22 protein-coding genes are annotated in these 26105 nt (G+C 31.2%); 2 read left to right on the top strand and 20 right to left on the bottom strand.

Annotation, left to right across the window (positions count from 1 at the left end; genetic code table 11):
* The 16 genes from accB to P8F83_RS04305 all read right to left on the bottom strand — a co-directional run bounded on the left by accB (position 1) and on the right by P8F83_RS04305 (position 18325).
* Positions 1 to 477, bottom strand: coding sequence for an acetyl-CoA carboxylase biotin carboxyl carrier protein (accB, locus tag P8F83_RS04380; RefSeq protein WP_326513608.1), 477 nt, complete (start codon positions 475 to 477; stop codon positions 1 to 3).
* Positions 478 to 489: 12 nt separating this feature from the next.
* Positions 490 to 1725: a beta-ketoacyl-ACP synthase II gene (gene fabF, locus P8F83_RS04375; RefSeq protein WP_326514818.1), complete on the bottom strand. Its 1236-nt coding sequence runs from the start codon at positions 1723 to 1725 to the stop codon at positions 490 to 492.
* Positions 1726 to 1737: 12 nt separating this feature from the next.
* Complete coding sequence (fabG, locus tag P8F83_RS04370; protein ID WP_326513607.1) at positions 1738 to 2478, bottom strand: 3-oxoacyl-[acyl-carrier-protein] reductase; 741 nt, start codon at positions 2476 to 2478, stop codon at positions 1738 to 1740.
* A 3-nt stretch (positions 2479 to 2481) separates the two neighbouring features.
* Complete coding sequence (gene fabD / locus P8F83_RS04365; protein WP_326513606.1) at positions 2482 to 3417, bottom strand: ACP S-malonyltransferase; 936 nt, start codon at positions 3415 to 3417, stop codon at positions 2482 to 2484.
* 59 nt (positions 3418 to 3476) lie between these two features.
* A complete protein-coding gene (acpP, locus tag P8F83_RS04360; protein WP_021802318.1) occupies positions 3477 to 3698 on the bottom strand; it encodes an acyl carrier protein in 222 nt (73 codons plus the stop codon).
* Between the two features lie 30 nt (positions 3699 to 3728).
* A complete protein-coding gene (locus P8F83_RS04355; RefSeq protein WP_326513605.1) occupies positions 3729 to 4700 on the bottom strand; it encodes a beta-ketoacyl-ACP synthase III in 972 nt (323 codons plus the stop codon).
* Positions 4701 to 4715: 15 nt separating this feature from the next.
* On the bottom strand, positions 4716 to 5162 hold the full coding sequence (locus P8F83_RS04350) for a MarR family winged helix-turn-helix transcriptional regulator (protein WP_021802320.1): 447 nt from the start codon (positions 5160 to 5162) through the stop codon (positions 4716 to 4718).
* 622 nt (positions 5163 to 5784) lie between these two features.
* Positions 5785 to 7032: a phosphoribosylamine--glycine ligase gene (purD, locus tag P8F83_RS04345; RefSeq protein WP_326513604.1), complete on the bottom strand. Its 1248-nt coding sequence runs from the start codon at positions 7030 to 7032 to the stop codon at positions 5785 to 5787.
* A gap of 16 nt (positions 7033 to 7048) precedes the next feature.
* Positions 7049 to 8548, bottom strand: a complete 1500-nt coding sequence (purH, locus tag P8F83_RS04340; RefSeq protein ID WP_326513603.1) for a bifunctional phosphoribosylaminoimidazolecarboxamide formyltransferase/IMP cyclohydrolase — start codon at positions 8546 to 8548, stop codon at positions 7049 to 7051.
* A gap of 11 nt (positions 8549 to 8559) precedes the next feature.
* Positions 8560 to 9168: a phosphoribosylglycinamide formyltransferase gene (gene purN / locus P8F83_RS04335; RefSeq protein ID WP_326513602.1), complete on the bottom strand. Its 609-nt coding sequence runs from the start codon at positions 9166 to 9168 to the stop codon at positions 8560 to 8562.
* Positions 9156 to 10157 carry a phosphoribosylformylglycinamidine cyclo-ligase gene (gene purM / locus P8F83_RS04330; protein WP_326513601.1) on the bottom strand — a complete coding sequence of 334 codons (1002 nt, stop codon included), beginning with the start codon at positions 10155 to 10157 and terminating at the stop codon, positions 9156 to 9158. Before purM ends, purN begins: the two co-directional genes overlap by 13 nt.
* Positions 10158 to 10164: 7 nt before the next feature.
* Positions 10165 to 11580 (bottom strand): amidophosphoribosyltransferase, encoded by a 1416-nt coding sequence (gene purF, locus P8F83_RS04325; protein ID WP_326513600.1) that lies wholly within the window; start codon positions 11578 to 11580, stop codon positions 10165 to 10167.
* Between the two features lie 15 nt (positions 11581 to 11595).
* Positions 11596 to 12306 (bottom strand): phosphoribosylaminoimidazolesuccinocarboxamide synthase, encoded by a 711-nt coding sequence (gene purC / locus P8F83_RS04320; RefSeq protein ID WP_021802327.1) that lies wholly within the window; start codon positions 12304 to 12306, stop codon positions 11596 to 11598.
* A 21-nt stretch (positions 12307 to 12327) separates the two neighbouring features.
* Positions 12328 to 16077 carry a phosphoribosylformylglycinamidine synthase gene (locus tag P8F83_RS04315; RefSeq protein ID WP_326513599.1) on the bottom strand — a complete coding sequence of 1250 codons (3750 nt, stop codon included), beginning with the start codon at positions 16075 to 16077 and terminating at the stop codon, positions 12328 to 12330.
* 856 nt (positions 16078 to 16933) lie between these two features.
* Entirely contained in the window at positions 16934 to 17884 is a 951-nt protein-coding gene (locus P8F83_RS04310) for an SPFH domain-containing protein (protein WP_326513598.1), read from the bottom strand.
* A complete protein-coding gene (locus tag P8F83_RS04305) occupies positions 17885 to 18325 on the bottom strand; it encodes an NfeD family protein (RefSeq protein WP_083553347.1) in 441 nt (146 codons plus the stop codon).
* Positions 18326 to 18583: 258 nt separating this feature from the next.
* On the opposite strand from P8F83_RS04305, the gene P8F83_RS04300 reads away from it, so the two are divergent.
* Positions 18584 to 20488, top strand: a complete 1905-nt coding sequence (locus P8F83_RS04300; protein ID WP_326513597.1) for an NAD(+) synthase — start codon at positions 18584 to 18586, stop codon at positions 20486 to 20488.
* A gap of 67 nt (positions 20489 to 20555) precedes the next feature.
* On the opposite strand, the gene P8F83_RS04295 is transcribed toward P8F83_RS04300, so the two are convergent.
* Complete coding sequence (locus P8F83_RS04295; protein ID WP_021802332.1) at positions 20556 to 20978, bottom strand: YaaR family protein; 423 nt, start codon at positions 20976 to 20978, stop codon at positions 20556 to 20558.
* Between the two features lie 184 nt (positions 20979 to 21162).
* Here P8F83_RS04295 and P8F83_RS04290 point away from each other — a divergent pair, with 184 nt between their 5' ends.
* Positions 21163 to 23775 carry a cation-translocating P-type ATPase gene (locus tag P8F83_RS04290; RefSeq protein WP_326513596.1) on the top strand — a complete coding sequence of 871 codons (2613 nt, stop codon included), beginning with the start codon at positions 21163 to 21165 and terminating at the stop codon, positions 23773 to 23775.
* Positions 23776 to 23824: 49 nt separating this feature from the next.
* Here the strand turns inward: P8F83_RS04290 and P8F83_RS04285 are convergent, their stop codons facing one another.
* The 3 genes from P8F83_RS04285 to P8F83_RS04275 form a co-directional block, all read right to left on the bottom strand.
* On the bottom strand, positions 23825 to 24640 hold the full coding sequence (locus P8F83_RS04285; protein ID WP_326513595.1) for a ComEC/Rec2 family competence protein: 816 nt from the start codon (positions 24638 to 24640) through the stop codon (positions 23825 to 23827).
* An 81-nt stretch (positions 24641 to 24721) separates the two neighbouring features.
* Entirely contained in the window at positions 24722 to 25549 is an 828-nt protein-coding gene (locus tag P8F83_RS04280; RefSeq protein WP_326513594.1) for a CvfB family protein, read from the bottom strand.
* 19 nt (positions 25550 to 25568) lie between these two features.
* Entirely contained in the window at positions 25569 to 26066 is a 498-nt protein-coding gene (locus P8F83_RS04275; protein WP_021802336.1) for a gamma carbonic anhydrase family protein, read from the bottom strand.
* Positions 26067 to 26105: the final 39 nt, after the last annotated feature.

Below are 26105 nucleotides of genomic sequence, written 5' to 3'. Positions count from 1 at the left end.
TTATGCTCTCCTTATCTTGAATAATGGCTGACCATACTCTACCATGCTTTCGCTTTCAACCATTACTTCAACTATTTCTCCATTTATTTCACTTTCGATTTCATTCATAAGCTTCATAGCTTCTATAATACATAAAACATCACCTTGTTTTACCTTCTTACCTTCATGAACGTAAGGATCTTTATCTGGAGATGAAGAACCATAGAAAGTTCCTACTATAGGAGACTTAACTATAAACAAGTTTTCATCTATTATTTCTTCCTTAATTTCAACCTTTGCTTCTTGAACACTTATTGTATTATTTACAACACTTTCTTTTTGCGAAGCTGGTTCTTTATTAACAAGTTCTTTTACTTCTGAGCTTCTAGTTTGGGATTTATCCATCTTTAATGAAAAATCTCCTTGCTTTAACTCAAACAAAGCTAAATCTGATTCATCTATCATCTTAATAAGTTCTTTTACTTCTTCTATATTCATATTAAAAAACTCCTAACTCCACTTTTTAATAACTAAAGTAGCATTATGCCCACCAAATCCTAGAGAATTAGATAATGTGTATTCAACATTTTTTTCTTTCCCTACGTTAGGTACATAATCTAAGTCACATTCTTCATCTTTTTCTTTATAACCTATAGTTGGAGGTATAAATCCTTCTTCCATAGTCTTTAGGCATACAATAGCTTCTACTGCTCCTGCAGCTCCTAAAAGATGTCCTGTCATAGATTTAGTTGAAGAAATAGCTACATCATAAGCCTTCTCTCCAAAAAGATTCTTAATTGCTAAGGTTTCAAACTTATCATTATAAGGTGTTGAAGTTCCATGAGCATTTATATACCCTATATCTTCTGGTTTTATTCCAGCTTCATCTATAGCTAACTTCATAGCCTTCTTTGCACCTTCACCATTTGGTGCTGGAGATGTAATATGGTATGCATCACAGTTAGAACCATAACCAACTATTTCACCATAGATTTTAGCTCCTCTTTTTTGTGCATGTTCAAGGCTTTCAATTATAAGTATACCAGCGCCTTCTCCTATAACAAAACCGCTTCTATCTTTGTCAAATGGGATTGATGCTCTATTAACATCATTTAAGCTATTTAAGGCCTTCATGTTTGTAAAGCCAGACACTCCTGATTTTGTAATAGGGGCTTCTGTTCCACCTGCTATTATTATATCACTATATCCATGTTTAATGTTTCTATAAGCTTCACCTATAGAATTAGTTCCTGAAGCACAAGCAGTTACAACAGATGTACATATACCTTGAGCTCCATATTTTATAGCAACATTTCCAGCTGCAATATTGCTTATTGCCATAGGAATATATAGTGGAGAAACTCTTTTAGGTCCTTTTTCAAAAAGCTTAAAGAATTCTGTCTCCATAGTATTATATCCACCTATACCAGAACCTATAATAACTCCAAGTCTATCTCTATCAACTTTTTCTAAATCTAAATCAGCATCTTTTATAGCTTCATCTGAAGCTACTAATGCAAATTGAGAAAATCTATCCATTCTTCTTGCTTCTTTTTTATCTATTACTCCATCAGTTGTAAAGTCTTTAACTTCAGCAGCAATTTTAACTTCAAATTCAGTAGTGTCAAAAGCTTTGATAAAATCTACACCATTAACACCATTTTTACAGTTATTCCAAAAGTCATTTACATTATTACCTATAGGAGTCACAGCTCCCATTCCCGTTATAACTACTCTATTTTCCATCATTTTCTCTCCTTACATTACCATGCCGCCATCAACATTTAGAACCTGGCCAGTTATATATTGGCTTTCTTCTGACATTAAAAATGCTACTGCATTAGCTACATCTTCTGCTTTTCCTAATTTTTTTAGTGGAATATTTTTAAGAATGTCTTCTTTATACTTATCTGCTAAAACTTCTGTCATATCACTTTCTATAAATCCAGGAGCTATAGCATTTACAGTTATTCCTCTAGCTCCTATTTCTCTAGCTAAAGATTTAGTTACTCCTAATATGCCTGCTTTAGATGCTGCATAATTTATTTGTCCTACATTTCCTATTAAGCCTATTACAGAGGAAATATTAACTATTCTTCCTTGTCTTGCTTTTATTAAATGTGGTGTTGCAGCTTTACAGCAGTTAAAGGTTCCTTTTAAGTTAGTGTTTATAACTGCATCAAAGTCTTCTTCTTTCATTCTAAGTATTAAAGTATCCTTTGTTATACCTGCATTGTTAACTACTCCATATATGCTTCCATATATATTTTTAGCTTCGTTTATTAAGCTTTCAGCATCTACATATTTAGATACATCAGCTTTAACCATAGATGCTTCTCCACCTAATTCTTTTATCTCAGCTACTACTTCAGAAGCTTCTTTTTCATTGCTTCTATAGTTAACAATAACATTAGCACCTATTTTACCTAGTTTTAAAGCTATAGCTTTTCCTATTCCTCTATTAGCTCCAGTTACTATTATAGTTTTACCCTTTAACATATATTAAATCTCCTTTAATCCTGTAATAGTTTTTTGAAGACTCTCTAAATTTTCAACATTAAATGTTTTAACATTTCTATCTATTTTTCTTAAGAATGAACTTAGAGTCTTACCAGGTCCAATCTCAATAAATATATTAAAACCATCAGCTATCATATTCTTCATGGTTTCTTCCCATCTAACTGAACTCATCAACTGTTTTCTTAAAACTTCATTTATATTTTCACCTTGTTCATAAGGTGTTGCTGTCAAATTCTTATAGGTTTTTACCTTAGTTTCATTAACCTCTATATTTTTTAACTCTTCATATAATTTATCTCCAGCTCCCTTTAGCATTGAGCTGTGAAAAGGTGCAGATACTGGTAGTGGCATAGCTCTTCCACCAAGTTCTTTAATAATATTTACAGCTTCATCTATTGGCTTCTTTTCACCAGATAAAACTATCTGTCCTGGACAGTTATAATTAGCTACTTCTATAATTCCGTTATGTTTAACTTTATCTATTACTTCATTTATTACTTCTTCTTTTAAATTTAGTACAGCTAACATTCCACCTATACCTATTGGAACTTCATCTTGCATAAATCTTCCTCTTTTTTTTACAAGTGGTATAGCATCTTCTAATTTTAAACTTCCACTATAAACTAAAGCAGAGTATTCTCCTAAACTTAAACCTGCAGCACCTTCTGCTTTTATACCTTCTTCTTCAAGTGCTTTTAAAGTTGCTAAAGTAGTAGTTAATATTGCAGGTTGAGTATTTTCTGTTTTATTTAATTCTTCTTTACTTCCACTAAAACAAAGTTCCTTGATATCAAAACCTAAAAGTTCATTTGCTTTATCAAAAACCTCCATAGAAACAGGATATTTTTCAGCAATGTCTTTTCCCATTCCTGAATATTGTGCTCCTTGACCTACAAATAAAAAAGCTATTTTGTTCATTCTTATCCTCCTATTGAATAAGTCAGATATTAACTATCTGACTTTAAGGGTAATTGTTCTTATGCTATTTTCTCATTAACATATTGTACTGCGTCACTTACGCTTTTTATGTTTTCAGCATTTTCTAGTTGAATTCCAAACTCTTCTTCTAATTCTATGATTACTTGGAATAAATCTAATGAATCTGCTCCTAAATCTTCGAAAGTTGTTTCCATTGTAACTTTCTCTTCTTCGATTCCTAATTGTTCAGCTATTATAGTTTTTATTTTTTCAAATACCATTTTAATATCCTCCTAAAATTTAAGTGTATTTTACCAATTTATGATTAAAGCACCAGAGGTTAAGCCAGCGCCGAAACCTACTAAAATAATCTTTTGACCTTTTTTAAGTAATCCCTTGCTATCCATTTCATTTAAAGCTAATGGTATAGAGGCTGATGAAGTATTTCCATATCTGTCTAAGTTAATATAGAACTTTTCTAAAGGAAGCTCTAATTTTTTAGCTACAAAATCTATTATTCTAACATTTGCTTGGTGTGGAACTATGTGATCAATATCATTTAAAGTTAATCCTGATTTTTCAAGAACATTATTGATGTTTTCAACCATAACTCCTGTTGCAAATTTGAATACTTCTCTCCCATTCATTGATAAAGTCTTTTTCTTTTTATCCTCAATCTTTGAAAATGGTGAAGCTACATCTAATGCTCCAGCGGTTAAGTGCATCCACTTATCTCCTTTAGAACTTGTAACTCCTGAAACTAAGCCTTGTTCTTCTGATGCAGAAAGTATTGCAGCACCAGCTCCATCTCCAAATAATACTGCTGTGGTTCTATCTTCCCAATCAACAAGCTTTGATAGAACCTCTGATCCTATTACTAAGGCCTTTTTATAATTACCTGTTTTTATTAAAGCATCTGCTGTTATTAATCCATATACAAATCCTGAACAAGCAGCATTTAAATCAAAAGCAGTTGCATTTACAGCTTTAAGTTTATCTTGAACTAAACAAGCTACAGATGGACAAAATGCATCAGGTGATACTGTTGCTACTATTATTAAGTCTAACTCCTCTGCTTTAACACCAGACTTCTCTAGTGCTATGTTAGCTGCATTATAAGCTAAGTCAGAACAATCTTCTGTTTCGGAAATCCTTCTTTCTTTAATTCCAGTTCTACTGATTATCCATTCATCTGATGTATCCATTATCTTGCTTAAATCTTCATTTATAACTACATTAGAGGGTGCGTATCCCCCTATTGAAAGCATCTTACTGTATAACATAAAGATCTCCTTTTATTAAAAATTATTTTTTTCCTTAAAAAATGTAGCTAACTGATTAAGAGATTCTATTAGAATTTCCTCATGTGCTGGGTCTAGACCCTTAACCACATCTTTAATCATATCGCTATGAAACTTTTCATGAAGCCTGTAGGCAAGTTTTCCTTTTTTAGTTAATTGAACTTGAACTACTCTTCTGTCCTCTTCAATTCTCTGTCTATCTACATACCCTTTTTTTATTAGCTTATTTATAGCTGTAGTAAGTGTACCCAAAGTTATTTTTAAGTCTCCAGCTACCTCTGACATGTTTCTAGGCTTATACATTCCAATAGCTTCTATAGTATGTATCTCTGTTACTGACAGATCATTTAAAGGACCTGTTCTTAAAGTCTTCTGTTCAATTATAAGTATGTCATTAAATATATGTACTAAAAGCTCGTTTATCACACGCTCTTTATAATCCATTAACCCCTCTCCTTTGTTAATTAAGAAAGTCTTCTTATTTATTCCCCATGTATACTTTGACTATCAAAGCACTTATTTTGATAATCAAAATATACTATAGTTAAAATACTTTGTCAACTGAAAAGATAATAATTTACCAAGTATTGAAAATTTGTTAACTTTTATTATTTAATCATTATTATATAAAAAAATGAGCCCCTTAGGGCTCAAGAATAATAACTACTATTAGTTCTATATTAAAATCTTCTATCTCTTATTACATCTCTCAAATCTCTTGGCATTAATTCCTGATGAGTAAAATTAAAATTCTTTACAATCTTTTTTATAAATTCTTTTACTTTAATCATAATCCCATCTCCTTTTGAATAGTGCTCTCATATTCTTTATACTATTATCATATGGTGAAGTCAATGAATTAAAGCACCAAAATATGTGAAAGTTTTTAAGGATTTAATAAAACAACTCTTATAATTTTCTAGTTAATTGTATACATTGTCAACAAATCTCTAATATTTTTATTAATTTACTACCATGCTTTTTTGTCACCTATTTTAATCCTTTTATAAAATAAAAAAGTGCTGTGTAAATTATTACGCAACACTTTTTAACTTAAAATGTATGTCTATATTTCCCCAATATCATTTCTATAATACATTCCCTCAAATTTAACTGATTGAATTTTATTATAAGCTTCTTTTTTTGCAAGTTCTGGTGTTTCTGCTATTCCTACTACTGATAAAACTCTTCCTCCGGATGTAACTAAACTTCCATCCTGAATTTTTCCACCAGCTACAAATACATTGTTTTTCACTTCTTCATTTATAGTTATAATTTTTCCTTTTTCATAGTCTCCTGGATAACCTTTTGAAGCTAAAACCACATTTACACAGGTTCCCTTATTCCACTCTATAGGAAAGCTTTCTAACCTATCCTCTAAAGATGCCTCTATAAGTTCTAGCAGGTCACTTTCCATTAAAGATAAAAGACTTTGAGTTTCAGGGTCTCCCATTCTTACATTATATTCTAGAAGTTCTACACCCTTTTTAGTTATCATTATCCCAAAAAAGATTATTCCTATATAATCAAATCTCTCTTCTTTGATTCCAGTTAAAGTAGGTATTAGAATATTATCATTAAAATCTTTTAATACTTCCTCAGTTACAAATGGATTTGGAGCAATAACTCCCATACCACCAGTGTTAGGTCCTTTTCCGCCGTCAAAAATCTGCTTATGGTCCTTTGCTGAGATAAACGGAACTATGGTATTTCCATCTACTATAGATATAATTGAAGCTTCTATCCCCTCTAGAAAATCCTCAATTATTATTTTTTTACCTGCCCCATTAAATATATCATCAACCATAAAGCTATATATGGCATCCTCAGCTTCTTTTTTAGTAAAGCATATGCTTACCCCTTTACCTGCAGCAAGTCCATCAGCTTTTACTACTAAAGGATATTCTGATTGGTTTAAATACTTTAAAGCTTTTAGATGGTCATAAAACTCTTTATAACCTGCTGTTTTAACTCCATATTTCTCCATAAACTCCTTAGAGAAGCTTTTGCTTCCTTCAAGCATAGCAGCCTTTTGTTCTGGTCCAAATATTTTAAGAGAAGCCTTTTTAAATTTATCTACTATTCCATTTATAAGTGGTTCCTCTGGTCCAACTACAGTTAAATATATGTCGTTTTCTTTAGCAAAGCTAACTAGTTCATCTATATCTGTAATATTTATGTTTTCACATTTATTTTCTAAAGCAGTTCCGCCATTACCTGGAGCTACATATATCTTCTCTACCTTTTCGTTTTTAGCAAGTTTCCAAGCTATTGCATGTTCTCTTCCACCTGCACCTATTAATAATAATTTCATAAAGCCCCTCCAAAAATTAATGTTTGAAATGTCTTATTCCAGTAAACACCATGCTTATGCCAAGCTCATTACATTTGTCTATAGAATCCTTATCTCTCATAGATCCACCTGGTTGAATTATCGCTTTAATACCATCTTTTGAAGCTTCCTCAACTATATCACTAAATGGGAAGAAGGCATCTGAAGCTAATATTGTTGCACCAGCTCCTCTTTTTAACGCATCAATAGTAGGCCAAATCCTATTTACTTGTCCTCCACCTATTCCTGTTGCTTTATAGTTATTTATTACAACAATTGCATTTGATTTAACGTATTTAACGACCTTCATACCAAATATCAATTGTTCTAACTCCTCTTTAGATGGTTGTTTTTCAGTAACTACCTTTATTTCATCGATTAATTTTTGGTCCTCTTCTTGAACTAAAATTCCTCCATCAACAGTTACCATAAACTTATTATCCTTAGGAGCCTTATTCATTTTAATTACTCTAAGATTCTTTTTAGTTCTTAAAACCTCTAAAGCATCCTCATCAAAGTCTGGTGCTGCTACTATTTCAAGGAATATCTTAACCATCTCTTCAGCTGTTTTTTTATCCACCTTCTTATTTAAAGCTACTATTCCACCAAAGATTGAAGTTGGATCACATTCATAAGCCTTAATATATGCATCATAAGAATCTTCACCTATAGCAACTCCACAAGGAGTGTTATGTTTAAGTGCACAGCAAGTAGTTTCTTCAAACTCTGAGGTAACCTTCCAAGCTATATCTAAATCCTTTATATTATTGTAAGATAACTCTTTACCATTTAAGATTTCAAAACCATTCATAGCTCCATCTACCATAGTTGAGCCATAGTAAGCTGCACTTTGATGTGGATTTTCTCCATATCTTAAATCCTGAAGCTTCTTATAAGATATTGAAAGATACTCTGGGTATTCCTCGTCTAATAAAAAGTTAGCTATAGCTCCATCATAAGCACTCATTAAATTAAATACCTTACCAGCTAAAAGCTTCTTAGTTTTTAAAGATACTTCGTTAGAAGTTTCAAGCTCTTCTTTTACTTTTTCATAATCTTTTACATCACTTATAACAGTAACATCCTTAAAGTTTTTAGCTGCTGCTCTAAGCATTGTAGGACCACCAATATCAATAAACTCAACTTTTTCATCAAATTCTAAATCTTCTTTTACCTTTTCAAAAAAAGGATATAGGTTAACAACAACCATATCTATAGTATTAATATCATGTTCAGCTATGGTTTTCATATGTTCTTCATTATCTCTTATTGCAAGTATTCCCCCATGAATCTTAGGATGAAGAGTTTTTACTCTTCCGTCTAACATCTCTGGAAAATCAGTTACTTCATTTATTTCAACTACATTAACACCATTTTCTTTTAAATATTTATAGGTACCTCCAGTTGAAATAATTTCTACATCTTTAGCTTCTAAAAATTTTGAGAAATCTAAAATACCATCTTTATTAAAAACACTAATTAATGCTCTTTTAATCATTGTTATCCTCCTTATACTAAATAGCATCTGCCATTTTCTATTTTTACTTTTCCTTCTGCAATAAGTTTTATAGCTTCTGGCAAAATCCTATGTTCTTCTATTAATATTCTCTCTTGAAGGTCCTTTGGAGTATCTTCCTCAAGCACTGGCACAACCTTTTGAAGAAGTATTTCGCCCCCATCTACCTCTTCATTTACAAAATGCACTGTACACCCTGAATATTTAACCCCTTTTTTTATAGCAGCTTCATGAACTTTTATTCCATACATCCCTCCGCCACAAAAGGAAGGAATAAGAGAAGGATGAATATTTATTATCCTATTTCTAAATTCCTTTAATATCTCTCCATCTAATATAGAAAGGTATCCCGCAAGAACAATTAAATCCACTTTATTTTTTATAAGTTCTAAAATCTTATTTGAAATTTCTCTTTTATATTCTTTTCTATCAAAGCTTATTGCCTCTATTCCATTAAGCCTAGCTCTTTCTAAACCGTAAGCCTTCTCAGAGTCTGCAATAACATATTTAATTTCACAATCTAGGCTACCATCTTTAACCCCATCAATAATAGCTTGGAGATTGCTTCCCCCTCCTGAAACTAAAACTGCTATTCTAAGCAAACTCCTTCACCTCCTGCTTTAACATATCCTATCTCGTACGCCTTTTCTCCTAAAGCATTTAATTCCTCAATAACATTATTTGCATCTTCTTTATTTACACAAAGCATAAAGCCTATCCCCATGTTGAAAGTGTTATACATGTTATCTTTTTGTGCGCCCTTTTCTATTAACAAGTTAAAAATATCTGGTAGTGGATATGAATCCTTTTTTATAACTGCTGTTTGATTTTCTTTAGTAAACATTCTTGGAACATTTTCTATAAATCCTCCACCAGTTATGTGAGCCATTCCTTTGATCTCATACTTATCTAATAAACTTAATATGGGTTTTACATATATTTTTGTAGGAGTTAAAAGTGTTTTCCATATCTCTTCTCCCTTATATTTTTCAAAAATATCTGGGAAAAGTTTTCTAACTAATGAAAATCCATTTGAATGAACTCCAGAAGATGCTAGCCCTATAAGAACATCTCCTTCATTTATATTACTTCCATTTATTATTTTGTCCTTATCAACTATTCCAACTGCAAAACCTGCTATATCATATTCTCCTTCTTTATAGAAGCCTGGCATTTCTGCTGTTTCTCCTCCAATAAGAGAAGCATCAGACTCAAGGCATCCATCACAAACCCCTTTTACTATTTCACTAGCTACATTTGCATCTAACTTTCCGCAAGCTATATAGTCTAAGAAAAATAAAGGTTTTGCGCCATGACAAAGAATATCATTTACACACATAGCAACGCAGTCTATTCCAACAGTGTCATACTTTTTGCTTTTAAATGCTAGCTCAAGCTTAGTTCCCACTCCATCTGTTCCTGAAACTAATACTGGTTTTTTATAACCTTCTGGAAGTTCAACCATTCCTGCAAAACTTCCAAGTCCATTTAACACGTATTCTGATAGCGTCTTTTTAGCATAATTCTTTATTAAATCCACACTTTTGTAACCTTCTTCTATGTTTACTCCTGAATCCTTATAAGTTAGCATGCTGATCCTACCTTTCCAAATAATTTTTATCTATTTCAATCGGTGTACTCACTGGGTACTTACCATTTAAACACCCTAAACAAAATCCATTAATACTGTTATTGCCTAAAGATTCTTTAAGTCCATCAAGGCTTAAATATGCTAAAGAGTCACAGCCTATGAAATCGCATATTTCTTCTGTCGTCTTATTTGCCCCAATAAGTTCTTTTCTATAGGAAATATCTATTCCAAAATAGCATGGAAATTGTACAACTGGCGAAGCCACTCTAAAATGTACTTCTGTAGCCCCGGCTTTTCTTAATGATTCTATTAAATGTCTTGAAGTAGTTCCTCTAACTATGGAATCATCTATAAGAACAACTCTTTTTCCTTCAACATTACACTTTAGAGGGTTAAGTTTAACTGAAACTGCTCTTTCCCTAAGTTCTTGACTTGGTGTTATAAAAGTTCTTCCTACATATCTATTTTTAACAAACCCCATGTCAAAAGGTATTCCAGATGCCTTTGAATATCCAACAGCTGCTGGTATTCCAGAGTCAGGTACTCCTATAACTACATCTGCATCTATTGGAGATTCTCTAAATAACTGTTCACCAGCTCTAACCCTTGATTGATGAACGTTTATTCCATCAATAACTGAATCAGGTCTTGCAAAATAAATGTATTCAAAAGCACATGTATGTCCTCCAGTTTTTTCGGAATAACTAATACTCTTTACCCCATTTTCATCTATAATTACAATTTCACCTGGATCAATATCTCGTATAAATTCAGCTCCTATAGTGTCAAAGGCACAACTTTCTGAAGTTAATACATAACCTTCATCTATTTTTCCTAAACATAAAGGTCTTATTCCATATGGATCTCTTACACCTATAAGTTTATCCTTTGTTTCAATAACCATAGCAAAAGATCCCTTTATAGCTCCAATAGCATCATAAACAGCTGCCTCTATTCCCTTATTTACTCCTCTAGCTATAAGACTTATAACAACTTCTGTATCTATAGTTGTATGAAATACATATCCAACATCCTCAAGAAGTCCTCTAAGCATATCTACATTAACAAGATTTCCATTGTGCGCTACAGCAATTGAACCTAGTTTATAACTAGAAAGTAAAGGCTGAGCATTTTCAACCTTAGTTGATCCTGTAGTTGAATATCTTACATGACCTATAGCAATATCACCTTTTAATTTATTTATATCCTCTTCCGTAAAAGCTTCTGTTAATAATCCTAACTCTTTATGAAGCTTAATCTCTTCTCCATTTGATACCGCAATTCCAGCACTTTCTTGTCCTCTGTGTTGAAGAGCATATAGACCATAATAAGTAAGTCTAGCTACATCCACTCCCCCATTTGTGTAAACACCAAAAACACCACATTCTTCTTTGAACTTGTCAACATTTGGATCAATTAGCATAACTAAACCTCTCTCTTACTTAATATTTTTAATTCTGTTTAGAATTTCTATATAGGCGTCTTTAACATTTCCAAGATCTCTTCTGAATCTATCTTTATCAAGTTTTTCATTAGTAGTTGCATCCCAGAACCTACAAGTATCTGGAGATATTTCATCTGCTAAGATTATTTCTCCCTTATATCTTCCAAACTCTAACTTAAAGTCTATAAGTTTTATATTAAGGTTTAGGAAAACTTCTTTTAAAACTTCATTAATCTTATCTGTAATTTCATATATTGTATCTAATTCTTCAAAACTTGCAGCCCCTATTGCTACAGCGTGATAATCATTTATAAGAGGATCTCCTAATGAATCATCCTTATAACAGATTTCAAATACTGTGGTTTTAAGTTCAGTTCCTTCTTCAAGTCCTAATCTTTTAGCCATACTTCCAGCCGCTACATTTCTAACTATTACTTCAAGTGGTACTATTTCAACTTTTTTGCAAAGCTGTTCTCTTTCACTTAGTTTTTTTATAAAATGTGTTTCAATTCCCTTTTCATTTAATACCTCAAATAGCAATGAAGTTATTTCATTATTTAAAGCACCCTTATCTTCTATACTTCCTTTTTTCTCCCCATTAAAAGCTGTGGCATCATCCTTATAATAAACTATGATTTCATCTTCTTTTTCTGTAGAAAATATCTGTTTTGCTTTTCCCTCATACATCATTTCTAATTTTTCCATTATAACTCTACTCCTCCACTACTATTTAAAGTAATTTACTCCACCTTCAAATATTTTTTGATCAAAGTTTCCGCATACATTTTTATATAAATTTTCTCCGATTCTTTCTGAATGAGCCATTTTACCTAATATCCTTCCGTTTGGTGAGGTTATTCCCTCTATTCCAACTACCGCTCCGTTAGGATTGAATGGCATATTAAGAGATACATTTCCTTCATTATCAACATATTGAGTAGCTATTTGACCATTTTTAATTAATTCTTCTAAAACTTCTTCTGAAGCTACAAATCGTCCTTCCCCATGAGATATTGGAACTGTATGAATATCTCCTAATTTTACCTCTGAGAACCATGGTGATATTTTAGAAGTAATTTTAGTTTTTACTAATGAGTTCATATGTCTTCCGATATTGTTATAAGTTAATGTAGGCATATAATCTTGCATATCCCTTATTTCTCCATATGGAAGTAAACCTAACTTAACTAGAGCTTGGAAGCCATTGCATATTCCTAAAATCAATCCATCTCTATTATTTAAAAGATCCATAACAGCATCTGTAATTCTTTCATTTCTAAATACTGTAGCTATAAATTTCCCTGAACCATCTGGTTCATCAGCTGCTGAAAATCCACCAGGTATCATGATTATTTGTGAGTTTCTTATTTCTTTCTCTAAAGTATTTATTGAATCAATAAGCATATCCTTATTTAAGTTTCTAAATAAAACTTGTTTTGATTCTCCACCAGCTTTATTAAAGGCTCTTTCACAGTCATCTTCACAGTTATTTCCTGGGAATACAGGTATAACTACTTTTGGTTTAGCTATTTTTATAACTGGTGTTTTTATCTCTTTAATTATAGAAGAAACAGCTTTTACTTCCTCATTAACTTTAGAAGTTTCACTTTTAAATACTCCTTCAAACTTATCTTTCCATATCTTAACTAACTCATCTAAAGAAAGTTTTTCTCCATCTACATCTATAATTCTTTCTTCTATTGTTTCCCCAATTACCTTAAAGTTAGTTCCTTTAAAGCTTTCCTCTATATTTACATCTTCCTTAACTTCAAGTAATAAGCTTGCTGGACTTATATTAAATAACTCTTCATCTGAAAGATTAGAAATCTTAGCCCCTATTCCGTTTCCTAAAGCCATTTTTACTAAAGCTTCTGAAACACCACCAAACTTAATGCTAAAGGAAGATACAACTTTTTTAGCTTTAATTAATTCAACCACTTTATCCATATTAGCTTTAAACTCTTCAAGATTTAACATCTCTTCATCATCTCTTGAGGTTTTAATTAAAACTAATTTAGAATTTGTATTTTTAAATTCTGGTGAAATTATATTGTCTGCTTTTTCTAAAGCTACCGCAAAAGATACTAATGTTGGAGGTACATCTAAGTCCCCAAAACTTCCTGACATTGAATCTTTTCCCCCAATAGCAGCTAATCCTAATTCTTTTTGTACTTTAAATGCTCCAAGTAAAGCTCCAAAAGGTTTGCCCCATCTTTCCTTTTTAGTTCCTAGTCTTTCAAAATACTCTTGGAAGGTTAAATAAGTTTTCTTATAATCTCCTCCCATAGAAACCATCTTAGTAAGCGACTCTATTACTGAATAAAATCCCATATGATATGGACTCCATACCCCAATCTCTGGATTAAATCCAAAAGTCATAAGTGTAGCATCCTTAGAAGTTCCATCCTCTGTAGGAACCTTAGCTGCCATTCCTTCTGCTGGAGTTAATTGACTTTCTCCTCCAAAAGGCATTAAAACTGTGTTAGCTCCTATTGTAGAATCAAATCTATCAACTAATCCTTTTTGTGAAGCCACATTCAAGCTTTCCAAAACCTTCAGGAAGTTTTCTCTCTTACTTCCTTTAACCTCTTTATTAAATACAGAAGCCTTCTCCTCTGGAAGCTCTACCTTAACCTCTGTATAAGCTTTAGCCCCATTAGTATCTAAAAATTCTCTTTTTAAATCTACTATTAAATTCTCTCTCCAGAACATTCTTACTCTTTTTTTATCAGTAACTTCAGCAACTATTGTCGCTTCTATGTTTTCTTCCTCAGCATACCTTATAAAAGTTTCAGCATCCTCTTTTTCAACAACTACTGCCATTCTTTCTTGCGATTCTGATATTGCAAGTTCTGTTCCATCTAAACCATCATACTTTTTAGGAACTCTATCTAAATTTATATCTAGACCTTCGCTTAGTTCTCCTATAGCAACTGCAACCCCACCTGCTCCAAAGTCGTTACATCTTTTAATTAAACTTGCAACCTCTTTTTTTCTAAATAGTCTTTGAAGTTTTCTTTCTGTTGGGGCATTACCCTTTTGAACTTCTGCACCACAAACCTCAATAGATTCTTCAGTATGTTCTTTAGAAGAACCTGTAGCTCCACCTATTCCATCTCTTCCGGTTCTTCCACCTAATAGTATTACTATATCCCCTGGATTTGGTCTTTCTCTTCTAACATTTTCAAATGGAGTAGCTGCTATAACTGCACCAATTTCCATTCTCTTAGCTTTATAGTTGTTATGGTATATTTCAGCTACTTGACCTGTAGCTAAACCTATTTGGTTACCATAAGAACTGTATCCATGAGCTGCCCCTAAGGTTATAGTTCTTTGAGGAAGTTTTCCCTTTAAAGTGTCTTTAATATTTTCAGTAGGATCACCAGATCCAGTTACTCTCATAGCTTGATAAACATAACTTCTGCCTGAAAGTGGATCTCTTATAGCACCACCTAAGCATGTTGCAGCACCACCAAATGGTTCTATCTCCGTTGGGTGGTTATGTGTTTCATTTTTAAACATTATTAAATAATCAAAAATCCCCTTATCCGTTTCAACCTTAGCTTTAATTGAGCAAGCGTTTATTTCTTCTGATTCATCTAAATCCTTCAATAAACCTTTTTTTCTAAGCTCCTTAGTTGCTAGGACAGCTATGTCCATTAAACATATATCTCTTTCTGAATCTCCATAAACATATTCTCTTGATTTTCTATATTCCTCAAAACTATTTATTAAAGCTTTATTATAGGTTCCCTCTTCAATTTCTATATTATTAATTGTGGTCAAAAATGTAGTATGTCTACAGTGATCAGACCAGTAGGTATCTATAACCTTTATTTCTGTAATATATGGATTTCTGTTTTCTTCTTTAAAATACTCTTGGATGAGTAAAAGATCCTCTAGAGTCATAGCTAGGGAAAGTTCTTTATGAAATGCTTCAATTCCTTCTTTAGTTAATTCTATAAATCCATCAAGGATTTTAACATCTTCTGGAATTGAATTTACTGTGAAGAGCTCACTTGAATTTATTTCAACTTCTCTTGAATCAACTGGATTTATGTAATAAGATTTTATCTTTTCTTTATCTTCTTTTGATAGTTCATCTTTAATAATAATTACCTTTGCAGACTTTACTTTAATCTTCTCTCCTGCTGTTAATATTTCATAACACTCTTCAGCAGATGCCGCTCTTTGATCATATTGACCTGGAAGATATTCTACACAAAATCCCCATTCATCACTTTTTAAGTTAATTTTCTCTAAAGAAACTTTATCTACCATTGGTTCGGAAAATATTGAGTTTATAGCTTTTTCTTCAAACTTTTCTTGTAAATCACCAACTGTGTATTTGTTTATAACTCTTACTGATTTTATTCCTTCAATCAATAGATTACTAGTAAAGTCTTCGTATAAGCCTTTTCCCTCAACTTCAAAGCCAGATTTTTTTTCCACAAATATAGTTTTTATCTTTGACATGATAAACCCCCAATTGTATTATTTACAGTAATATGAAGCACGAAAATTATCCAACAGACTTTGAAAAAATCAAAGTAAAATTGGATTGAAATTTATATCACATGTACTGCTAACTTCCACCTTATTTCAACCTAAGATTACCATTGAGTTTCAAAAAAGTCAACTAAATATGCCAAAAATCATTTTTCTTTCGTCTTATAGCGTATTTTAAATTTATTTTTTATATTTATAATTCGTATTGTAAGCGCTTTTACTCAATTTTATTAAATTCCTATTTCCATTTAAATATTTTTCTCAACTTCTGATGTTCTAAATTTCTAAATTTATAAATTTGTGATTTTCTGAGTTTGTGATGTTCTGATTTTCTAAACTTCTACATTTCTGCACTTCTATTCTGTAGGAGCTTCCTCTCAAGCTCCATCAAATTCCTTTTAACTTTATCAATGAAGGATTAGACTGACACTGAAAGAAGCGTCTACCGAGTAGCAGTGCACTTCTATCCTGTAGGAGAGTTTCTCAGCTCCATAAGATTCCTTTTAGCTTCTATCCTGTAGGAGCTCTTCCTCTCAAGCTTCATTAAATTCATTTTAACTTCTTCAATAAAGGATTAGATTGACGCTGAAAAAAGCATCTACCACATCAAAGTGCGTCTTGCACCCTATCTTGGGCCTCATCTTGGGCCCTTGTACCTAGTCTCTTATATAATAAAGTGTTTTTCCTGTTGTTTTGCCTAATCTTTAGCCTATTTAACTAATTACTTATTTAAATGTAAATATAAATAAAAAAACCGCCAGATATATCTGACGGCAAAGGCCTACGTAGCCTCCAAAAGGTATTATTATTATATTCACATTTTTTAGTTTTTATTCTTTAACATCTCAGCTATTGCAGCTATACTTCCTAAAGATGAAAGTGTTTCATTTGGAAGTATAAGTTTGTTTGCTGGGTTTTTAGACATTTCTTTTAATGCCTCAACTTGTTTTAGAGCTATAACTGTTTCATTAGTACCTGATTCTATTATAGATGCATTTATTTTTCTAATAGCTTCTGCTTCTGCTACTGCAACAGCTTCGATAGCTTTAGCTTTACCTTCAGCCTCAAGAAGTTGTGATTCTTTTAAACCTTCTGCTCTTCTTATGTTAGCTTCTTTTTCAGCTTCAGCTTGCAATATCTTAGATTGCTTATCACCTTCAGCTCTAGCTATTGATGATTGTCTAGCACCTTCTGCCTCAAGTATAACAGCTCTTTTATCTCTTTCAGCTCTCATTTGCTTTTCCATAGCTTGTTGGATTTCTGCTGGAGGAATTATGTTTTTAATTTCTACTGAAAGGATTTTAATCCCATAAGCATCAGTTATATCATCAACAACTTTTAATAGTTCTTGATTAATTATATCTCTTCCTGATAAAACTTCATCTAAAGACATATTACCTACTATATTTCTCATATTAGTTATAGTTGAATAAATTATACCTGATTTGAAATCTTCTATGTTATAAACAGCATCTTTTGCATTTAACACTTTATAGAAAATAACATTATCTATGGATATTTTAACATTATCCTTTGTAATAACTGCTTGTGGTTGAATATCTAAGATTTGTTGTTTTGTAGAGACTTTTCTTCTAACAAAATCTACAAAAGGTATAGTAAAGTGCCAGCCTGGCTCTAAAACTCTATAAAATTGTCCAAACCTCTCTAATACATATAAATTACCTGTGTTTACTACCTTTACAGAACTAAGTATTATTGATAATACTATTACAGCAATAACAATAACAATAATTAAACCAATTAAACCTTCCATTTAAAGTTCTCCTTTCAATTTTTCAATGATAATTTGATTTCCTTTTAATTCGATAATTTCAAAACTATCTCCTTTATTTATTATTTCTCCTCTATTTATAACTCTCCATAAAACTCCATCAAGTGTTATGCTTGATTTTTCAATAATATCTTTTTCTGATTTATGGATAGTTCCAATAAATTCTTCTTCTCTAGTTTTAATTTGTTTTATATTTACTTTGAATTTTTTTCTAGCCCAAGGATATCCAATAGCTATAGCTATCAAACTTGAAATTAGAAAAATTACTATTTGTAGCTCTAGCGGTGCTCCTAATATCAATGAAGCCAATGCTACAAGTGCTCCAATTCCAAACCAAACAAATAGAAAAGATGAAGTAAATACATCTACTAAAAGAAATGTAAGAGCTATAATGATCCAAATGATTATAATCGCCGTATTCAATTAATTACCTCCTTTTTTCTTTATATCTATACTATACACTAGTTACAGATTATTTACAACTTATTTTTAAACTCTTTATAGGTTTTTTTATACTATATTAAGCAATTTAGCATAGTCTTTCTATGTTTTTTGTTGATTTTCTTATATTTTCTAATTATTATAAATTTATATAATAAATTTAATGGAACTTTGTCCTTTGGATAAAAAGATAGAATTTCAGCATATTAAATTTAAATAATAATTTTTGGAGATGATGTTATGGATTTTGTAAAAGTCGGAGCTGCTTGCCCTAAGTTAAGGGTAGCTGACGTAAATTATAATGTTGAAAATATTATAATTCAAATAAATGAAGCCTATAAAAATAATACTAAATTATTAGTTTTTCCAGAACTATCTATTACCTCTTATACTTGTGGAGATTTATTTACTCAGAAAATATTAATAGAAAAAGCTTATGAAGGTTTGCATACCATATGTGCAGATTCTAAAGATAAAGATATCTTGATTATTGTAGGAGCACCTCTTTTATATAATTATAACCTATATAACTGTGCTTTTGCAATTTTTGAAGGAAAGATACTTGGCATAGTTCCCAAATCCTTTATTCCTAACTATACTGAATTTTATGAAAAAAGATGGTTTACTGAAGGCTTAAATCTTTTAGATAAAAAGGTTGATTTGTTTTTCCAACAAGATATCCCTTTTGGAACCAACCTAATATTTGCTTATAAAGACCTTAAGGTTGGAATCGAAATTTGTGAAGACCTATGGGTAGCTATACCTCCATCTTCTCAGCTTTCACTTATGGGCGCAAATATAATTTGTAATCTTTCTGCCTCAAATGAACTAGTATCTAAAAGTACTTATAGAAAACTACTTGTAGAAAATCAAAGTGCTCGCTGTATGGGAGCTTATATTTATGCTTCAGCAGGAGTTCATGAATCTACTACAGATTTACTCTTCTCCGGTCACTTATTAATTAGTGAAAATGGAGGAACCATAAATGAAAATGAAAGGTTTCAAAGAGAAAATGAAGTATTATATGGATTTATAGATATATTTAAACTTAATTCGGAAAGAAGTAAAAATATAAGTTTTAGGGATTCATCAAAAATATTAACTAATGAGCCAAAATTAATACCTATTTCCTTTAAAGATACTTCAATAAAAAACTTTGATAGATTTATATCTAAACATCCTTTTGTTCCTTCTGCAGAAAAAGAAAGAGAAATTCGCTGTAGAGAAATATTTAATATTCAATCTTCAGCTTTAGCAAAAAGATTAGAACATACAAAATCTAAAAAAGCTGTAATAGGTATATCTGGAGGACTAGACTCCACTCTAGCCTTACTTGTAATAGTAAAAACCTTTGATTTATTAGGTTTAGATAGAAAAAATATCTTAACTATTACTATGCCTGGTTTTGGAACAACTGATAGAACTTATAATAATGCCTTAACTTTGTGCAAAGAACTTGGTTGCGATTTAAGAGAAATAAATATTGTTGAAGCTTGCCTAAAACATTTTGAAGATATTGGTCATGATAAAAACATACATGATGTTACTTATGAAAATGTTCAAGCAAGAGAAAGAACTCAGATATTAATGGACTTAGCTAATAAAGAAGGCGGGATACTTGTTGGAACAGGAGATCTTTCAGAGCTTGCTCTTGGATGGTGTACTTATAATGGAGACCATATGAGTATGTATTCCGTTAATACCTCAATACCAAAAACTTTAGTTAGGTATTTAGTGAAATACGTAGCTGATTTTGAATCATCTAAAGAAGTTAATGAGACCTTACTTGATATCTTAGATACTCCAGTTTCTCCAGAGCTTCTTCCTAAAGATGAAAATGGTGAGATTGCTCAAAAAACAGAAGATATAGTTGGGCCTTATGAACTTCATGATTTCTTCTTATATCATTTTATAAGACATGGTTCCTCTCCTGAAAGGATTATGTTCTTAGCTAAAAATGCCTTTAAAAATGATTATTCTGAAGAAGTAATAAAAAAATGGTTAGATAAATTTTTATGGAGATTTTTCTCTCAACAATTTAAAAGGAGTGCACTTCCTGATGGGCCAAAGGTTGGTACAATATCATTATCACCTAGAGGAGATTGGAGAATGCCATCTGACGCTTCTCCAAACAGTTGGTTTTAATAAAGTTAATATAAGCATAAAGAGACGGACTAATAAGTTTAGCCGTCTCTTTCAATTTAAAAACCCTTTATCTATAAATGTCTACTATTAAACCTTGAATTTCATCTATAGTAGACGCAATATTTAAATTTTCTCTCTCTTCACTTAAAAGCATATTAGTTAACTCTTCAAGCTTTCCATCTATGGTATCTACAGTTAAGAAATATTGTGTCTGCCAAAAGCTAACATCTTTTTTTAGGTCATACATGTATTTTAAAATAGATTCAAGATAATCTTTAATCATTCTTTTATAAGCAGCTACGTCAGCATAGGTCTTTGTTAAAACTAATCTATTTCCTCTTTTTTTGATATCATCTATCATCCTTTTAAGTTCTTCACCTGATCTTCTATCTCTTGCTTGATTAAAGCTTTGAGAAAAATCTTTTCTAGAACTCGAAATTTTTCTCTCAGTATCTATTCTAGTATTTTTTCCGACTCTTTTAATCTCCACCTACTACTCACCTCTAAAACAATTATAATCTAAAGTTAAATTAATTTAAATATATATATTTAGAATAGCTAAAAGCATTTTTTTCATAATATTCAACAATATAACAACGTATTTTTTTAGTCTATTATATATATTCTATAAATATATACTATTTTATAAATTAAAGAAAGGTGGTAATTTATATATGTGGTTTTCAAAAACCTCTGAGACAGTTTTAAAAGAATTAAATTCGAATATTTCCACTGGTTTAAGCGATGAAGAAGCAAAAAAAAGATTATCAGAGTATGGACCAAACAGACTTTCAACTAAAAAGAAAAAAACTTTATTACAGCTTTTTATTTCTCAACTTGCAGATGTTATGATATATATTTTGTTTGGTGCTGCAATAATTTCAGCTATGGTTGGAGAAATAAGTGATTCTATTATAATTCTTATAGTTATATTTATTAATGCAATTATAGGAGTTGTTCAAGAGTCTAAGGCAGAAAAGGCTTTAGAAGCATTAAAAGAACTGTCAACACCTAAAGCTATTGTTAAAAGAGGTGGTGAACTAAAAGAAATCCCATCTGAAGAAGTGGTGCTAGGAGATATAGTTGTAATAGATGCTGGTAGATTCATTCCTGCGGATTTAAGACTTATTGAAAGTGCTAATTTAAAGATTGATGAAGCTGCTTTTACCGGAGAATCTGTTCCCGCAGATAAAGATGCCATGATAACTATCGAAAAAGATAATGTTACTATCGGGGATCAACACAACATGGCTTTTATGTCCACTCTTGCAACCTATGGTAGAGGAATTGGTGTTGTTGTTGGAACTTCTATGGACACTCAAATAGGTAAAATTGCTAAAATGATAGATGAGGCTGAAGAAGACACTACACCTCTTCAAAAAAGACTTGCTCAATTAGGTAAAACTTTAGGTTTTGCTGCAATTTTTATATGTGGTTTAATTTTTGTGATAGCTTTATTCCAAGGCAGAGATATGCTTGAAATGTTTTTAACTGCAATAAGCCTTGCTGTTGCCGCTATACCAGAAGGTCTTCCAGCTATTGTTGCTATAGTATTAGCAATGGGCGTACAAAGAATGATTAAAGAAAATGCTATTATTAGAAAATTACCTGCTGTTGAAACTCTAGGTTCAGTAAATATAATATGTTCGGATAAAACTGGTACCTTAACTCAAAACAAAATGACAGTAACTAAGTTTTATGCAGATAACTCTTTATTAAATATTGATAATATAGAATTAGAAAAACCTTCAAACAAACTTTTAATCCACGGAATGATTTTATGTAATGATGCTACATATACAGAAAAATCTAAAACAGGTGATCCTACAGAAATAGCTTTATTAGAAGCAGGTGTTAAATATAACTTATTTAAAGAAGGCTTGAATGAACAATTTCAAAGAGTCGATGAGATTCCCTTTGACTCTGATAGAAAGCTTATGACAACAGTTAATAAACATGAAGGTGGCTTAAAAGTATTTACCAAAGGTGCTATAGATAGCATATTAAAAATATCAAATAAGGCTTTACTTGGCGAAGAGATAGTTGATTTAAATGATGAAGTTAGAAAATCCATTTTGCATGCAGCAGATGAAATGTCAGATGAAGCTTTAAGAGTACTCGCTTGTGCTTATAAGGAAATTGATTCTTCTAATGTATCTATAGATTCTTTAGAAACAAATCTTATATACGTTGGTATGATGGGAATGATTGACCCTCCTAGACTTGAGGTTAGAGATTCTATTAAACTCTGTAAAAGTGCAGGCATCACTCCTATTATGATAACAGGTGATTATAGAAACACAGCCTTTGCAATAGCCAAAGAACTTGGAATAGCTGAAAATATAGATGCAACTATTTCAGGAGATGAAATTGATAAATTTACAGAAGAGACTTTCAACGAAAACATAAAAGATTATAAAGTATTTGCAAGAGTTTCACCAGAACATAAAGTTAAGATAGTTAAAGCCTTTAAATCTCATGGAAATATAGTTTCTATGACTGGTGATGGTGTTAATGATGCTCCATCACTAAAAACAGCTGATATAGGTGTTGCTATGGGAATAACAGGCACAGATGTAGCTAAAGGAGCTGCAGACATGATTCTTACAGACGACAACTTTACTACAATCGTTTCAGCTGTAGAAGAAGGTAGAAATATATATAACAATATAAGAAAATCTATTATTTTTCTTTTAAGCTGTAATTTTGGTGAAATTGTAACTTTATTTGTTGCTATACTACTTAATTGGGATACACCACTTCTGCCTATACACATATTATGGGTTAATCTTATAACCGATAGTTTTCCTGCACTTTCTTTAGGTGTTGACCCTGGAGATAAAGGTGTTATGAATGATCCGCCTAGAAACCCTAAAGAGAGCTTATTTTCAGGTAGGTTTGGAGTTCTTTTAGCTATTAATGGTGCAATTATGGGTGCACTTACTCTTGTTGCATTTAGAGTTGGAGAATATTTATATCCTGATTCATTAATGCATGCGCAAACTATGGCATTTGTTGTTCTTGCAGTTTCACAATTATTTTATGCTCTAAGTGTTAGAAACCCTAAAAAGACTTTATTTGAAATAGGTCCGCTTACAAATAAGTATCTTTTAGGTGCCATATGTTTAGGTATATTACTTCAATTAGTGATAATCTCTATTCCTCCTATTGCTGAAATATTTAAAGTGTTTACCTTAACTTCAAGAGATTGGGGATTTGTTATATTATTATCCTTAATTCCTTTTATATTAAATGAATTAATAAAAATACTTTTCAGAAAAAGATAAAAATAAGCTGTGCACCTTGTTAATTATTGTGCACAGCTTATTTTTTCTATTATTTTTGAGTAAATACTATGTTTCCATTTATATCTGTTCTTAATATTTTAGTTTCTAGAGTTTTTAATCTATCAATTACAACTTTATCAGGACTTTCTTTTCCATCACAATTTATAACTGTATATTTAGGACTTACTAGCTTTAAAAACTCTTCTGAAGAAGAAGTATCAAGTCCATGATGCCCAAGTTTAAGAACATCTATATTTTCTATTTCCTTCATGTCTAATAATTCCTTTTCTTCATCAAACTCACAATCAGCCATAAATAAAAAACTATTTTTATTTATATCTCCTCTTATAACTAAGGAATTATTATTTTCTAAAGACTTATGAGGTTTTGATGGTAATAATACCTTTAAGCTTAAGCCGTCTTTTTCATAGGTCCATCCTTTTTCTATAATTCCAAAAGAAGTATTAGTATCTATTAAAGATTTAATTGCCTTAACTCTCTCCTCTTCAACTACGTAAAACTTAGGAACATATACAATATCGGTTTTAATATTTTTAGTTATATCATAAAGTCCCCCATAATGATCTCCATGGTAATGAGTTAATATAATAAAATCAAGCTTCTCAATTCCTTGATCTTTTAAATATTTAATCACCTTACTACTTTCAGTTTTATCTCCACTATCTATAAGATAATTCTCATCTCCATTTTTTATTAATGCACAGTCACTTTGCCCCACATCTATAAAATGTACTTCTGGTTTGTTTTCCTTTGCATTTACTTTAATATTTATAAAAGAAAATCTACATGTTAAAAATACTAATAATGATATTATAAAAATTAAAGGTATATGTTTTTTCTTCATTTAAGAGCCTCCCTTCTTCAATTAGTATTTGTATTTTCCTCTTATAAATGCAAAAAAGCTCAGTTAAACTGAGCTTTAATTTTACTTTAAGTAAGTACCATCTTCTTTTTGTTCTATTACGCCTTCCTTCATAAGACCACCTAAAGACATTTTAAAATAATTTTTACTAGCATTAAATACTCTTCTTATGTCCTCAGGAGATGATTTATCATTAAAAGGCATAAATCCATTATTATCATTTAAGTACTTTAATATCTTTTCTGTAAGAACTTCTCTTTCATCTAGTTTTCTCTTTCTAGGAGTAAGTCCTAAAGTTCCATCTTCATATATTCTTCTAATCCTAACACTTACTTCTGAACCTATGGCTATATACTCAAAATACTCATTTTTAAGAATTAAACCTTTGTATTTGCTTTCAACTGCAACTTTAAGTGTTCCATTTTCATTAATTTCATATACTATGCCTTTAACTTCTTGATCTAACGCATATCCTTCTGCTATATCTAAATAGTCTTCTATATCTGTAGTCGCTGCTAATCTTCCTGTTTTATCAATATACATATATAATAAATATTTATCATTAACATTTAATTTGTATAGTTGTTCTTTTAAAGGGATTAACACATCTTTGCCTATTCCTATATCTGCAAAAGAACCTATATTAGATTCATCTACAACCTTAAGATATGCTAAATTAAAAACAGTAGCTAAAGGCTTTTTTAATGTTCCTATTATTCTATCTTCTGAATCTCTATATATAAAAACTTCTATCTTTTGTTCAACTTCTAGTGTTCTGCCTGTTAAACTTCCCTTTGGAATTAATATTTCTTGTTCACCATCTGTAACAAAAACTCCAAAATCTCTTACTTTAACAACTTCAAGTTCATTATATTCACCTAGTTTAATCATTTTTCCTCCAAATGTTCATTTACTTATATTTTTTTGATAGCTTAATGTACTCTATGCTATGCTCTTTAAGTCCATTTCTTTCTTCTTGATTTAGTATTCTTACAACCTTAGCTGGAATACCAACACATAAAACACCTTCTGGTATGTTAGCATTTTCTTTCACTAAAGCGCCTGCTCCTATAATAGTATTTTTACCAATTTTAGCTCCGCTTAAAACAGTTGCTCCCATTCCAATTAGAACCTCATCTTCTATATCGCATCCATGTAATATAGCTCCATGGCCCACTGTAACAAAGTTACCTATAGTCACCTTATGTTCATCCACATGAATAATTGAATTATCCTGAACATTACTACCTTCACCAATTTTTATACTATTTTCATCTCCTCTTATAACAGCACCAAACCATATAGAAGAGTCTTTACCTATCTCAACATCTCCTACTATTGTGGAATTCTCAGCAATAAAGGTCCCCTCATGAATCATTGGCTTTTTATCTAAAAACTCTTTAATCATAATTTCCTCCTTTTAGCATAAAATTACTATCCATCATAT

It is taken from the genome of Clostridium intestinale (genome assembly GCF_035905475.1).
GTDB lineage: Bacteria > Bacillota > Clostridia > Clostridiales > Clostridiaceae > Clostridium_T > Clostridium_T intestinale.
This window is presented reverse-complemented; position numbering and strand designations above follow the sequence as displayed.